Raw genomic sequence first — 16020 nt, 5'->3', positions numbered from 1 at the left:
TGATTTCCGGACCAGTTTTATGCACGCGCCGGCACAACCTCGTTCAAATCGAAATAGCCGTTGTAGCCTTTCATGTAGATTGCCGCGCGGTGGCCAAAGAGAACGACCGCTTCCGTCCGCGTCTCGAGTTCATCGTAATCATGGAGGGTACACCGAACCTTCGTGCCGATTGGGTATTTGGCGTTCCAGGCGCTGACGATGTCGTTCGCGGCGGGTGGGACCCGATTATCTAGGGCCTGCTGGACACGAGCGGCCGGAATTGGCCTGCTCTCGTTTTCCGCTCGATCATCGATGACCAGGCCGGCGTCCTTCGGGATGTGACGAAGCATCTTGGTCAGCACCTCGCCATGTCCGATTTCCTCGAATGTCATCTCCTCGCCGTCATTGTCGTGCGCCATCAAATACTGGATGCTGTCGCACCAGAGCACGCTGTTGGCGAGCTGGGCCGCAAGGGTATCGACGACAGCTTCATTTCCGTAAGCTCTAGCAGTGACATTGGCGATCACCGGGATCGCCAATGGCGAAAATGTGAACCCCTCCAGAAACCGCTTGAACTGTTCACTGCTCGGTTTCATCAATCGAGAATGAAACGCGCCGCTGGTGTTGAGCGGGTGATACATCATGTTTCCCTGCTGGAAGAACGCCTGCGCCCGCTCGATTTCGTCCGCCCGACCAGAGATTACGATCTGCTGAGGCGTGTTGTAGTTCGCGACATCGATGTTGTGCAGCGCGTTGTCCCGCAGGATGGCGGTGACCTCTGCCTTCGTGGCATTCAAAATAGCTGCCATTCGACCTTCAGGCGCCTGAGCCATCAGCTCGCCGCGCTTCTTGACCAGCTTCAGGCCGGTTTCGAAATCGAAGCACTCCGCCGCCAGAAGCGCATTATATTCGCCCAGACTATGGCCCGCGACATAATCCGGCTTGCGTCCGGCTTCCTCCAGCTTGCGATAGTAGGATAGAGCATTGACGACATAGAGTGCAGGCTGGGTGAACTGCGTCTGGTTCAGTTCGCGGTTTGGATTTTCCAGGCACAACGTCTTTATGGAATAGCCGAGAATATCGTCGGCCTTTTGTGTCAGGTCCCTGAACACGTCAAAAAGCTCACCACCCATTCCTTTGGCCTGCGATCCCTGACCGGGGAATATAAATGTCTTCATGTGACGCTCCTATTCATGGTATCCGATTGAATTCATTCATTGTTCGTAGATGCAGAGCAGCTGCTTTCTTGAAATATTCTGCTCTGAGGGGTAGCCAAATGCATTGTTGATGTATTCGATATTTTCCACTGTAACGCCCCGATTGACGTGGCTGTGGCCATAGACATGTAGATGCCTGCGGGCATGTAGCTGGCGGGCCTGCTTATCCAGGCCAGCGCTCCCCAGAACCGGGTAGACATAGCGGTAACGTGCGGGGATGTAGTCGGGCATCAAATCAATCCGCGGTACAAAATGCGAAAATGAAATAACCACATCGTTCTGCACCGACAGCAAGGATTGATTGAGGTTCAGGAAATGAGCGGTGATATCTGCCGCGGTCATCGTGTCGGGCCATTGGCAAGCACGGAAGTCGACCCACGTCTGCAATAACTGTTCACTCGGCAACCCGAAGGAAAAATCATACCAGCCCAGCAACGGAACGATCGACAAAGGTCCATGGTGATAGGCCTCGGTGCAAATTTGATGTTCCTTTGCAAGCCGCATCAGAAAATGAAACTTATCGAAAGATGTCATGCCCTGGTTGCGGTTTACCCATAGGTCGTGATTGCCGGGAACAAAGAACACTTTCAGGAACTTGCTCTGCAATGAGATAAAGCACCATTCGATCAGCTTTATTTCGTCTGATATGTCGCCGGCCAGGATCAAGACATCAGACCGATAGTCGAGATCGGATAAGCTTGAGAGCCAAAGCCTGTTCTCTTCATAGTCCAGATGGACATCGGACACCGCAAAAACTCGCATCGCGTCTATCGCTCACATTCTATCAGGCTATTGAAAATAAAAGGATTTCTCACATTGTAGCCTTTGAATATGTTTCTCGATTTTCGATTTGAAAGAGCGTCACGACTTTTTTGTTTTCAAGAACCTTGAACTGCCCGGAAAAAACCGACCCTGCTCCGAAATGCGTACCGAGCTGCTGGTTGACTTCGAATAGAACTGTCCCCTGTCCCCAATCGATGTGCGTCAGAGAAATGGCCGGAAAATCGAAATAGAATTTGACGTGGGGATAGGCCGCTTTGAAGAAGCTTTCCTTCATCGAAAAGATCAGCGTGAAGACGATATCCGGCCGCGGAGATCCCGTGAGCAGAAACATCTCGTTCTGATTGACCACGGCTTTCTGGATGTTGTTCCTTGTCTCCTCACTGACAACGTCTTCAACGTCGAGCCCGATAGCAAACAGATCGTCGGATCTTGCCGTTACCGCCAGGGCGTAGGCGTGACAATGGCTGATCGATCCGACGATGCCCGCCGGCCAGACCGGGCTACGTCCCTCGCCAATACCGATGATGCCATCCGGCACCTCCCATGGCGCCAGTGACTGATGGGCGCAATAGCGCCCGGCAATGAACTCGGACTTCCGCTTCACGACGGCATTTTGGATGAATGTCTCATAGCCGGCGTTCAGGCGGGGGATTAACGCATCCGAATAGTGATCGGCGTGGAAATCCGCTTGGAAGACGGAGAGCGCCGGATTGGCAAACCACGATACCGGATTGGCGTTGGAAAAGAATTTATCCATGCAGCATTTCCCGAATAGCAGACATGACAAGTGCTTCGCTTTGATCCGGATGGATGAACAGATGATCGCCTGGGAAAACCGGCATCGAGAACGAACCGGTGGTGAGCGTTTGCCAGGCTTGCGTATCGCCGTATGAAACTTGCAGGTCATTTTCGCCGTGACACGCCACGACGGGGATCGATAAGGGAACGATGGCAGCGGGGTCGAACGTGCTCACCGTTCGCATGATCGCGACGATGGCATGCAATTGTGCCGCGATGAAATCCGGCGGCAGATCAATCAGCCCCATCTCCCTTGTTCTCTGGTGATGCAGCGCGATGATTTTTCCGACCAGGGTATCGTTGGCCGGGTCGAGTATCTCGCTCAAGGTCGGGATGTGGTGAATCCCACCCTTTTCATAGTCCTGCGCAGCCATCCTGATCACCGGATTGGGCGTGATCGTCGGCGCCGTGAACGCGCTGACGATCAGTTTTTCGGGCAAGGGCTGCTTCGATTTTTGCAGATGCAGCGCCCACACGTAAGCAATCAGTGCACCCGAGCTGTGCCCAAACAGGGCGAAGGGATGATGTAGTTCCTCCCCCAAGATCGAGGTTAATGTCTCAGCGATTTCAGCAGCCGATTCAATGGGACGTTCATCAATCCGGTCGCCGTGACCCGGCATTTCAACCGGTACGACCTCAATATGATCGGGAAATTGCCCAACCCAGTTTTTGAATACGACGGGTGAAGAAAGATGCCCGTAGGGAAAGCAGTAGAGACGCAATCGGGACGAACTGTCAGTCCTCCCGCGGAACCATTTTTGTTTCTCGCGGGAATAGGGCTTCAGTGTCCGCCGTACCTGATGCACATATCGCTGAAAATCCTCGGTCTGGCCTTTTTCACGATCATGTTCATCGCCGATCATGTCCAACAGGTCGCCGACAGTCAGGTTAAACAAATCATGGACCGGCTTGTTGACCTTGTCCATCATCGCCCGGATGCGCATCATCATCAGCGAATCCACCCCCAATTCCGGCAAGGGAACGTTCGTCCTGACTTTTTCGGGGCTTGTATCCAGCCTGTCGGCGATGAATTGAAGGAGTGCCTCCGATCCGGCTTCCTGCAGCAGGCTGTCCGACGGTGCAAGCTCTTCAGCCTTGTGCGCTATTTTCTGCAACCTCGCGGTTTGGCAATCGATACAGACATGATTGTTCGAGTCGTAAACGGTCCAGGATGTAGAGAAATGACTGGCCTGCGCATCGCCTACCGACAGCAATTGGTTATGCAGGCTGTATGTCTCGTCCCGGCTTAACGGCCGGTAGATGGTGACGCCCTTCAAGGCCGTCGTCATGTAAGGTGCGTCGGCGGACGCGTCGAGCATCATGAAGGCAGGCTGGATGACAGCGTCGAGAAATCCGGGATGGGCGCCCAGCCGGTAAGTTGCGGCGTCGAAGCTGAGCGACAAGGCCGAGCAGGCGTCCGAAACATGGAGACGGCTGCTTTCGATCGCCCGCACAAATCCCCTGCCCGGCATTCCCATGGCTTCGTAGCGCCGGTAAAATTCATCCTCCGCCAGTCTCTTCTGCACCGGCTTGCCTTCATTCGCATCCACGAAAGACGGCGGGACCGCATCGATTTTTGGATCGACGGTGGCCTGTGCGGCCAACCCCCATCCAGCGCTTCCCGTCGCATACTTAAAGTAGATATCCGCCTGATATAGGCGGCTGTCCGATGATCTGACGACGATCTGGATATCGGTGCTGACCTGCTGCGAGATCTGCAACGGCTGCAGGAAGGCGAGGTGATCGATGCGGATAGCCTGGCTATCGAAGTAATCCGCAAAAACCTTGTAGAGGGCTTCGATATAGAAGCCGATATGGAAGTTTCCCGTATCCTCGATACCGGTCAGTTGCCATCTGTCGATCGTGAAAGAGGCCCGGAACAGATCGGTTGGCGAGTCGATACGCTGGTAATCCAGAAAACTTTGCTTATCGCTCTGAGGATGTCTGCTCGACGATGGTTGTGGAGCGGCGGAGCGATCCATCCAATAGGAATCGAGATTGAAATCGCAAAGCGGATAATCTTCAAGGCTATTTGCTCGCCTACCCGCGATATCCGCCGGAGCGCTCGCCAGCAAGGTGAACCCGTTCAGCCCGCCGAAGCCGAAGGAGCTGACACCGGCGACCCGCGTGTCTTCAGCCCATTCGACCGACTGTTCCGGCAGCAGGAATGCATAATCATCCATCCTCAACAGCGGGTTCACTCTGTTCAGATGGTTGTTTCCCGGAATCTTGCCATGATGAATGCAGAGCGACGCCTTGATGATGCTGGCAATGCCTGCCGCAGGCTCCAGATGTCCGATATTCGTTTTCAGGCAGCCAAGGACACAGGGCGTTTGCGGATCTCTTCGCCTGCCGACGACATTGCCGAGTGCCTCGATCTCGACAGGGTCTCCCAGGAAAGTTCCCGTCCCATGGGTTTCGACATAACCCAGCGCCTCTGGGCGAATGTTGACTTCGGAGCAGGCTTTCTCGATCACCGCTTCCTGTGCCAGACCGTTCGGCGCGGTCAGTCCGTTGCTTCTCCCGTCATGATTGACCTTGCTGTTCTTGATGACCGAGTAGATCTTTCTGTCGGGATATCTGTCGTCGGCCACACGCTGAAGCACGATGACGCCGACGCCCTCGCCCGGCACATACCCATTCGCCCGCTCATCGAAGGTCTTGCACCTTCCATCCGGCGAGAGCATGTTCGCATGCAGCAGCAGCTTGGTAGCCTCCATATTGAGATTGAGGCTCACGGCACCCACCAGCGCGAAATCGATCCGCCCCTCGTTCAGATAACGGCAGGCAATATCCAGGCTGGCGAGGGACGATGAGCAGGCCGTGTCAACGACAAGGCTCGGTCCCTCCAGATCATAATGGTAGGAGATTCTGTTCGCCGAGATGGAGCCAGCGTTCCCCGTTGCCATGAACAGGCTGTTTTCCGGGTTATGCTGGCGGTCCATGGCCAGGTACTGGCTTGGATAGTGGGAGATGAAAACGCCGGTGTTCTTGAAATTCGCATGTTTCAGAATGCCGGCATCGATCAGCGCCTGATGCGCGTTCATCAGCAGCAACCGTTGCTGCGGATCCATGCATTTCGCTTCCCTGGGGGAAATATTGAACAAGGCGGGGTCGAATAAATCGATATCCTCAAGGTATCCGCCATGGACTTTTTCGATATCCAAACCAAGATCGCGTTCGTCCAAACCGAGCAAGGCGAGCCTTGAACGGGGATAATGACTGACGCCATCGAAGCGATCCAGCAACCGGCTCCAGAACTGCGGCAGATTGGCCGCACCGGGAAACTGGCAGGCCATGCCGATGATGGCGATGTCGCGATTGTTCGCCCGCGCACCCGACGCCAATACCTCCAGCCGGGCATTCAGATGATTGATCGTGACCAGAGCGTCTTGCAGTAACCTATCTTGATCCATGATATCGGCCTTTATTCGGTGCAAGTCAGCAATTCTTCGGAACGCCGCAGGGCTGCCTGCAGCTCGCGCACGACTGAAAAACCAGGCTCTGCCGCTGGAACGTCGTTTAGATGACGTGCCGGAATCTGAGACAACAAATACTCGGCAAGCTTGGAAATCGTCGGATAACGGAAGGTAACCGAAGGAGAAACATCCATCGACAGCTCCGCGGACAACTCCTTGAAATACTGGATCGAATTGATCGAATCCAAGCCAAGGCTGGATAGGTTTTCCTCCGGCGAGACCGCCTCGACCTCCATCATGGCAGCAAGTTTTCCACTGAGAAGAGCGACCAGCGCCGCGCGGTTGGCGTGACCCTGGCGGCCTGCCGGCACCTCACGATGAAGCGGCGCGATGTCTATTGGCTTGTCAGCCTCCGCCTTTTCGGCAAGCGCGGTTTTCCCTGCCTTTGGCGCATGTAGCCGGTCCATCGTCCGGACATAATCCGCGAAGAAGGGCAGCTTGCGGATGGTCCCGTTGATCCGCGAAAACTTTTCCCAGTCTACATGGAACACCGTGCTCGAGGGGATCGATCGTGTCAGCATGGCCTCCAGAACGCCGATGGCGGAGGCAGGAGACAACATGTGGATGCCGACGGCGTCCATGAACGCCTTATGGCCATGGGCGACAGCCATGCCGACTTCATCCCAGTCCGTCCAGTGGATCAACTGGACAGGCTTGTTCTGCCGCCGGCGCAACGCCGCCAAGGCATCCAAGGATGCATTGGCGGCGGCATAGGCGCCAAGGCCATTGACCTGCATCCCCTCGATGGAAGAGGTGGACGAAAATAGGCAGAAATATCGCAAGGGATCTCCGGCCGTGATCTTATCCAGCGCATAGGCGCCGAAGAATTTCGGGCGAACAACCTCAATAAGCGTCTCTTCACTCATGTCGGAGAGCGGGATGGCATCCGTCGTAACCCCCGCGAGATGGAAAACACCGGTTATCGGCTGCAAGAGCGTCTTCCGGACAATCTCGAAGGCGGCCGCAAGCTGATCGGGCTGATGGATGTCCACCTGCATATAATGCAAGACCACCCCTTGCTGTCCGAACCTGTCGATCAGGGTCTGGATGGCGACCGGACCATCAAGATCGGGATGTTGCAGAGTTGCCGTGAGCGGCTTTCTGCCGATGACGATCAGCTCGGTGGTTCCCTTGTCGACAAGCCATTGCAGGACCTTGAAACCGATTCCGCCGAAGCCTCCCGAAATCACCATGCAGCCGGAGGCATCAAAACCGTTTTCATGGTTCTCGAGCGCCAGCGGGGTCAATCGCTGCACTTGGCGCTCCAGCCCATGAAACGCCACTTCGGTTTCTTTGCTTCGGCTTCTTATTTCGGCATGGACCTGATCCATCGCCGCCGGGCCCAGGCTATCCACCCGGATGATCGACGCCTGAAACTCTGGATATTCATAGCGCAGGAAGCTGAAATACTTGGACAGAAGCGCCTGGACGGGATCTTGCCCAGGATGTTGCGTCAGAGACAGGAAAACCACTTTCGGCGGCGCTTCGATCAGGTTGTTGATCAGAAATGCCATCCAGCCATGGAGCTTGTGGCTTTCCCAGCGGAGATGTTGTTCCAGATGCTCGATGCTGCAGGTTTCGATATCGATCCTGGACGGCACATAGACGACACAGCCGATATCGCCCGAACGGATCTGCTCACGCAGGACCTGATAGTCGAGCCCGTCTTTGCCAAGAATGACATCATAACGCCCCTCCGGCGGGGCGTCATCCGTGATCAGGCAGGCACGGACCTTCGCCTCTCCCCACCGGCGTGTTTCGAACACCGCGGGATCTTCGGAAATCACCAACAGGGTGTCGATTGGAATCTGCGGTTGAGCGGGACTGTCATCCCGCGCCATTTCACACCAGCGGACGTCGAACATGGCGTCCCTTAGCACCGTCTCGGCCGCCACATCCTGCCGGACCAGCTCGCGGTTGATGCCGTTTTTTTTCGGAGCGCCCTGACCGACCCAGTAGCGCTTTTTGGCGAAGGCATAGGCCGGCAGCGGCACGCATCGCGGGGCCGCGTCCTCCGCATACAGGTGTTCCCATGGAATATTGGTGCCATTGACCCAGAGTAGGGCCAGCTTCTCGGCCCGTCCTCTATTCAGTAATGTGCGCAGATAATCCCGGTCTTCCTCGGCGCCCAGATCGAGATCAAAGCCGATGCCTTGCCCGACGGAGGTTTCATACCAGCCCTGCCCGGCCGGCTCGCCGCTGTCCCGTTCGATATAGGCTTTCAGGGTTGCCAGCAATTCGGCTTTCCCGGCCGCAACGAAGGCCAGGCGATGGGAGAACCGGGCGCGGCGGGTTTGCAGCGTATAGGCGATCTCTTCGAGCCGCCATTCCTGCTCTGCCTCGTCCAGCAGCCAGCGATACAGATTGGCTGCCAGATGCGACAACTGTTCCGGCAGATGGGCCGAAAGCGGGATGACAAGAGGCATGCCGGAATAAGGCGCACCGGACGGACGGTTCTGCTCGGGCGCCTCCTCAAGAATGACATGCACATTCACCCCACCGGCACCGAACGAGCTGATGCCGGCATATCGGGGATAGGCCCGCCCCTCGCATACCGGCTGGGGCCAGGCCGATTTTTCCTGCTGCACGTAAAACGCGGTACGTTCGAAATCTATATTCGGGTTCAACCGGTCATGCAGCAACGAGGGCACCAGCGTCTTATGCTGTAGCTGCAGGACCGTTTTCGTGAGCTGCGCGATACCGGCGGCGGCTTCGCCATGTCCGATATTCGATTTCACCGAGCCGATGGCGCAATATTGCGTGCGGTCGGTGTATTGGGAATAGACATCCATCAGCCCCTGGATTTCGATCGGATCGCCCAGGGTGGTGCCGGTGCCGTGGGCCTCGACATAGCTGATATGTTCGGGACTGATGTCGGCTTGCCTGAGCGCTGCTTCGATGGCCTTGGACTGAGCGACCGGATTGGGCACCGTATAGCCCTGGGTTTTGCCGTCATGGCTCACGCCGGTTCCCTTTATGATCGCCAGGATGGGATCACCATCAGCCAGTGCCTGCCGATAGGGTTTCAGCAATATAGCGCCGACTCCTTCGCTCGGCACATATCCGTCACCATTGGCGGCGAATGCATGGCAACGGCCATCGCTGGAGGCGAAGTTGGTGGCGCAAAGAGTGATGTACTTGCTGGGGTGAAGCGACAGATTGACGCCACCCGCCAGCGCCATTTCACATTCCGACCGCTTCAGGCTCTCGCACGCCTGGTGAATGGCCAGCAGCGAAGAGGAGCAGGCGGTATCGACGGTAAAGCTCGGGCCGGTAAAATTGAAGAAATACGAGACCCGGTTGGCGATGGAGAAGGTTTGCGAATTCGCCAGATAGGTCGGGGTTTCCGCAGCTTCGGCCATGATCAACTGATAATTGTTGAAGGTAACCCCGGCGAAGACGCCGATATTTCGTGCTTCCCGCTGCCATTGCGCTCCGATTAATCCGGCTGTTTCCAAGCACTCCCAGGCCGTTTCAAGGAAAATCCGCTCCTGTGGGTCCATGAAACGGACGTCCTGGGGAGAAAGCTTGAAAAAGCCGGCATCGAACTGGTCGACGTCATCGATAAACCCACCCCATTTGCAATAGAGCTTGCCCGGCTTACCTTTTTCCGGATGGAACAACGGATGGTAATCAAATCGTTCCTCCGGAATCTCGCTGATGCTATCTTTTCCCTCACTTAAGTTCTGCCAGAAGGTTTTGATATCCTTCGCGCCCGGATATCGGCCGCTCATCCCGATGATCGCAATATCTTCATCCGCCGACGGCTGATAGCGGGGCTGCCGCGAAGCTGGAGCGTTCGGCTTGGAGGAGGAAGGATCAAGCGCCTGATCGGCGACAGCGGCAACGGGCGGAGCCAGATGCGATCCCTCGGGGATCGCATCTTCGATATGCGCGGCATGCCTGATGCTCAGATGGTCGGCCAGCGAAGAGAGCGTCTTGTATTTGAAAAACAGGGTGGCATCCGTATTCCCTGTCCATTTTTCCAGTTGCTTGTTTAACGCAGCAACGAGGATCGAATCCAATCCCAGCTCTTCAAAATCCGCGTCGGCATCGATTTTATGCGCGGGAGTTTTGGTCTCTTCGGAAATCATCTTCGTCAAGACCGCCAGCGTATGCTGCTTCAAGTCGGGTCTGCCGTGAACCGACACGGTGTCCGACTTGTGCACCGGTAAGGCAACGGGCGCTTGCGAGGCAGAAATTGCCGTCGCCGGGCGATGATCGGATGCCGCCGGTTCGAGCCAGTACCGCTCACCGGCGAACGGATAAACCGGCAGGCGGATACGGCTTGGTTTCGGCTCGCCATATAATTTCCCCCATTCGATGGGCTGACCATTCACCCACGATCTCAGCAATTCCGCCGAGGCCACCGGGCTCGTCCATTGCCCGATTAGCCGGTCCAGTTCCTGCACATCGATCCCGTCGGACAAACCACGGAGGTTTCCCTTCGCCACGCCTCTGTAAACGCCGTCAGGCTGTGCCTGCTCATCGAGGCAGGCCTGAAGCCTCCGCTTCAACTCCTCTTTCGAGTGAACCACGAAGCCCAGGCGCTCCTTCATGGCTTCGCGCCCCACCTGCAGGGTGTAGGCGATCTCCGTCAGCGACGCTGAGCTGTCCCGCGCGATGAAATCGAGAAGATCGCCGGCTCTGGCGTTGAGGCGGTCTTTCGTCTTTGCGGACAACACGATCAGATGCGGACCGGGTTCCTCATGCCGTGCGAAATGATGCACTGGCTGTTCGTCAACATATTCCTCAAGCACGACATGGGCGTAGACGCCGGAAAAACCGAAGGAACTCACGCCCGCCCGTCTCGGATGATTGAGCGGCGTTTCCCAGGGAATATTCTCCCGGTTGATGTAGAGTGCCGAATTGTTGAGCTGGATATATGGGTTGAGCTGCTCGTAAAACGGCATCGCGGGAATTTCTCTGTGACGCATCTGCGCGACCGCCTTGATGACGCCCACAATCCCGGCCGAACCTTCGGTATGTCCGAGATGCGCCTTCGCAGACCCCAGCGCACAAAAGCCGGTTTGCGGCGTGAACTCCTGAAATGCCTGTGTAAGCGCCGATACTTCAATGGGGTCGCCCAGCTTGGTGCCGGTGCCGTGCGCCTCGATATAGCCCAGGGTAGACGGATCTATCCCGGCATTTTTCCAGGCGGAAACAATGACATTTTTCTCTCCCGATACGCTGGGGGCGGTGATCGAAGGCGTGAATCCGCCATGCAATGCAGCCGAGCCTTTAACGACCGCATAGATCCGGTCGCCATCCTGAACGGCCTGCGCAAGCGGCTTCAGCAAGATACTGGCGATCGTTTCACCAGGCACATAGCCATCTGCCCTGGCATCGAAGCTATGGCTCCGGCCGGTGGGAGACAGTGCGCCGATACTCGAGAAGTAGCGGTAGTGATGGGAGGACAATAATAAATTCACGCCCCCGACGAAGGCCATTTGGCATTCCTGGCGCTGCAGCGAATGGCAAGCCTCATGCAAGGCGACCAGCGACGCGGAGCAGGCGGTGTTGAAGGACAGGCTGGGGCCGGTCAGGTTCAACAGGAACGATACGCGGTTGGCGATCACGGTCGGCGCGGTGCCCACACCCTGATGCGGGTTGATCGGTCCGTTCAACTCGGCGATGCGGTCCATATAATCATGCGAGCATACTCCGACGAAAACGCCGGTCTTGCTGCCGCGGATTTCATTGATGAGGCCTGCGTCCTCGCCGCAGCGGTAAACGCTTTGCAAGAGCAGTCGCATTTGGGGGTCCATCCATTCCGCTTCCTTGGGCGAAATGTTGAAGAATTCGGCATCGAACCGATCCACGCCGTCGAGGAAGCTACCCCACTTGCAGTAGGTTTTGTTCGTAACCTCCCTGTCTTCTTCAAACCACGGCCTGTAGTCCCAGTGATCCCGAGGGATCTCCTTCATCATGTCCTTGCGGGTTCTGATAGCCTCCCAGAATGCATCGACGTTCGCAGCCTCCGGGAAACGGCCGTCCATTCCGACAATGGCGATATCCTGGAAACACCCGGGGTGCTCGGACGGAACATGACGCGGGCGCGGATCGAATCCGTTTTCCACGGGTGCTGACGAATGGGGCGGCTGAACGGGTTGAGACACAACCGGTTGCTCGGCCTCGACCGCAGTCGACAGATATCCGGCAATCACATCCCGATGTTCCCGATCAAGATAGGCGGCGAACGCATTGATCGTCGAATATTCGAAAAACACGGTGGGCATCAGCTCCAGCCCGTATTTCTGGTTCAGATCCCGGACGAAATCCATCAGCACGATGGAGTCGAACCCGTATTGGCTGAATTCGACATCCAGCTCCAGTTTATCGGCGGCAAGCTGGATCGTCGCGGCGACTTCCTCGACAAGCAACGTCTGGATCTTGCGCAAGCTGCTGGTTTTGACGGCGCCGTTCTCTTTCGCCGCACCTGCGGAGATGGCGAGAGGGGTCGCCTGAGACACCTCGGCGCGTGAAACAAACTTTCTCAGTTTATCGGCAACACCGTGAAGGACCAGCAACTGCCCGTGGCTCGAACTGAGCCCCTGGTAGAATGCCGCCAATCCGTCAACGGTTGGCAAGGGCGACGCTCCCATTGTCTGGCGCATCAGAGCCTTATGGGTATCGCTCAGAGCCATGCCGCCCTCTTCCCAAAGCGGCCAATTCAATGAAAGGGTTCGGCCCGACCGTTTCCCCTCCCGCGCCAACTCATTCCGATGGGCTGCAAACGCATCCATGAACGCGTTGCCGGTGGCATAATCAGCCTGTCCGGGATTGCCGAAGGCAGCACTGATCGACGAGAACAGCACCAGAAAATCCAGACCAAGGTCCCGCGTGGCTAGATCGAGATTGAACGTACCGGTCACCTTCGCCGCGAGAACCGTCTCGAATCCGGCCGAGGTTTTCTTGCCGATCAGATCGTCAGAAATGATGCCGGCGCTGTGAATGATGCCGTTGAGCTGCCCGTATTGCTTTCCGATACGGTCGATCAGTACGCGCACCTGTTCGACGTCGGAGACATCCGATTGCAGATAATCGATATGATTGGACTGCCTCTGCAACGCGGCCAGCTGCGCCTGTTTTTCAGGACTCAATCCGCTACGCCCGGTCAAAATCACTCTGGCATTGGCCGTTTGCTGAAGGATGTCTCTGGCGAAAATCAACCCGATGCCGCCAAATCCGCCGGTGATCAGATAGACGCCCTGATCCTTGAGCGGAATCTCGGGCAGGGTATGCTGCGGCTGCACGTCTTCCCAATCCAGCACCAGGCGCTGCCCCTGCTGGTGCTTGATCACAACGTCCTGAGGCGCATTCGAACCGGCTTGCAACTGCCCCACCAGATCCTGCGCCTTGACGCCGGGCGGCGTCAGCACGATCTGCCCGCAAATGAACGGATGCTCCAACGCTGCGGTTTTCAACAGGCCTGACAATCCTGCAAACACCCGACTTTCCTGATCGTCGGGAGCCACGACCTGGAGCAGCACCTTTCCTTCAGGCTTTTCAGCGACGATTGATCGGATCAGTTCGAAGCACGACAGAGCATATCGGGTAAACCGCTCAGCCAGATTGTGTTTTGGCGACGACAGGATCAGGCAATGCGCGTCCGGCAACAATGCCTGCAATTGCGCTCCAGCCGTCTCCGCCATGTCGCAAAGGACGAGATGACGCCGGGCATAGGAACGGGTTTCCTGCCCTGTTGCCACTGACGTTGCACGCCACGTCGGCACGAGCATGAGACTAGCAGCTTTTTCCGACGGCTGTGCCGACGTCGCGGCTTCGTCGTTGAGACGCCGGAAAGAAAAGCCCTGCAGACGAGCATGGACGCGGCCTTGCATATCGGTCAGGTCGACGTCCAGTTTGATGACGTTTCCGTCCTGCTGGTAGTCCGGCGCGTAACGCACCCAAGCATACATATCGCTGTTGCACGGACCGTAGATATTGATGGATTCAAGTGCGAACGGCAGCGAAGGTCCGCCCGAGTGCTGCTTGCTGTCGGCAATGAGCAGGCAGGCGGCCTGCAAAGCACTTTCCATCAAGCTGGGATGCAGGACATAGGCGCTTTGGCTGTCCGCCACGACCGCCGGCAACACCAGTTTGGCGAGAACATGGGTATCGCTCCGGTATAATCCGGTGACACCCCGGTAAGATGGTCCATGGAAAATTTCAACGCGCCTGAATGCAGCATAGAAATCCTCCATGTCGATGCCGCTCGGTCGCAGCTGGGCGAGCTGCTCCGGCGGCTTCAGTGCTTCCGGCTCCACTCCGGCGACAATCAAAGCCCTCCCCCGGCAATGAACCGTTTTGCGCTCCGCTTCCTGGCTATAAATCTCGAAATCGATCTGTCCATGCTGCGCAGGGGACAGGACAACGGTGATCTGTTTGGGTGTTTCGACGACGATAGGCTGTATCCAGACGACGTTCTTGAGCTGAACGAAATTGCCTTCGCTCCGCTTTCCGCCTGCATGTTCAACGGCAGCCCTGACAAGCTCCAGATGCGCGACGCCGGGCAGAATGACTCTGCCCTGTATTTGATGATCGGCCAGGAAGAACTCCCGCCCGCTGAATGTCGAGCTATAGCTTTGACGGCCGATATCCGAGATGTCGGTGTGCAGCAGCGGATGAAGCGCAACCGCCTTAGGGGCAGAGACCACCGGCTGCGGCGCGTCTTCGGCAGCTCGCCAGTATCTCTCCTTGGAAAACGGGTAGGTCGGCAGTGCCATTCGGTATGGCGGGCGGTCGCCATGGAGCAACGGCCAGTCGACCGTTCCACCCGCGACCCACATCTGCGCCAGTTTTTTCAGTTCTCGTTTGGATATCCATTTCTGGATCATGTCCCGGGCATCTTCGTCCGCTAGAAAGAGCTTCAGATGATCGGGCGGGTTCTTGATATCCGCGTAAAGATGGTCACTTGCGGCCTGCTCATCGCTGACAAAACGAGTGAGGTTCTCGATCAGCTCCGCCACGGTGCTGACGACGAAGACGACCCTGTGTCTCATGACCTCGCGCCCGGTCTGGAGCGTGTAGGCGATCCGCTGCAAATCGGCCGGCTGGACGTCGCCCTTGCCGACGAATGCCAGCAGTTTCTGTGCATATGCTTTCAGCCGCTCTGCATTGGCCGCCGAAAGCGGTATCAGAACCTGATTGCGGTCGTCATATGCCTCGGGAATGTCAGCCTGCGGGTAGTCCTCGATCACGAGATGCACATTGGTGCCACTGTGACCGAAGGAATTGAGTGCGGCCAACCGGCGCTTGCCATGTTGGGCGACCCAGGGCCTCGTCTGGCTGACAACGTGAAAGGCCGTTTCTTGCAGCTCGATCAACGGGTTGAGTTGCTTGAAGTGCAGCAGCCCTGGCAGTTGACCGTGCTTCATGGACAACAGCACCTTGATCAGGCCGATGACACCTGCTGCCGCCGACGTATGCCCGATGTGGGATTTGGCGCTGCCCAATCCGCAATAGTCTTGCGCGGCGGTGAATTTCTTGAACGCGCGCACCAGGGCATTCGCCTCGATCGGGTCCCCGAGCCTCGTCCCCGTGCCATGCAGCTCGACATAACTGATGTCCGCCGGGTCGATCTGATAGCGTTGATAAACACGGGTGATGAGCTCTTCCTGCGCAGCGCCGTTCGGAGCCGTGATCCCGTTGCTTGCGCCATCCTGATTGATGCCGGAGCCTTTGATCACGCCGTAGACGTGATCCCTGTCGGCAATGGCGTCCTGAAGGCGTTTGAGGACGACCATCCCCACCCCTTCCGA

At 56.9% G+C, this 16020-nt stretch carries 5 protein-coding genes; all 5 read right to left on the bottom strand.

Annotated features, from left to right (window positions below):
* Positions 1–17: 17 nt before the first annotated feature.
* Genes fabD through HB780_RS13535 form a run of 5 tightly spaced genes read right to left on the bottom strand, consistent with a single transcriptional unit; the run spans position 18 to position 16005 of the window.
* On the bottom strand, positions 18–1157 hold the full coding sequence (fabD, locus tag HB780_RS13555; protein ID WP_183688501.1) for an ACP S-malonyltransferase: 1140 nt from the start codon (positions 1155–1157) through the stop codon (positions 18–20).
* Positions 1158–1193: 36 nt separating this feature from the next.
* Positions 1194–1958 (bottom strand): metallophosphoesterase, encoded by a 765-nt coding sequence (locus tag HB780_RS13550; RefSeq protein WP_183688499.1) that lies wholly within the window; start codon positions 1956–1958, stop codon positions 1194–1196.
* Positions 1959–2007: 49 nt separating this feature from the next.
* Entirely contained in the window at positions 2008–2736 is a 729-nt protein-coding gene (locus HB780_RS13545) for a 4'-phosphopantetheinyl transferase family protein (protein WP_183688497.1), read from the bottom strand.
* A complete protein-coding gene (locus HB780_RS13540) occupies positions 2729–6217 on the bottom strand; it encodes an alpha/beta fold hydrolase (RefSeq protein ID WP_183688495.1) in 3489 nt (1162 codons plus the stop codon). The genes HB780_RS13545 and HB780_RS13540 overlap by 8 nt, the downstream gene beginning before the upstream one ends.
* Positions 6205–16005, bottom strand: a complete 9801-nt coding sequence (locus HB780_RS13535) for an SDR family NAD(P)-dependent oxidoreductase (RefSeq protein WP_183688493.1) — start codon at positions 16003–16005, stop codon at positions 6205–6207. The genes HB780_RS13540 and HB780_RS13535 overlap by 13 nt, the downstream gene beginning before the upstream one ends.
* Positions 16006–16020 lie beyond the last annotated feature (15 nt).

Source organism: Rhizobium lusitanum (assembly GCF_014189535.1).
GTDB lineage: Bacteria > Pseudomonadota > Alphaproteobacteria > Rhizobiales > Rhizobiaceae > Rhizobium > Rhizobium lusitanum_C.
The sequence above is the reverse complement of the archived record's forward strand: the minus strand, read 5'-3'. Positions and strand labels throughout refer to the sequence as shown.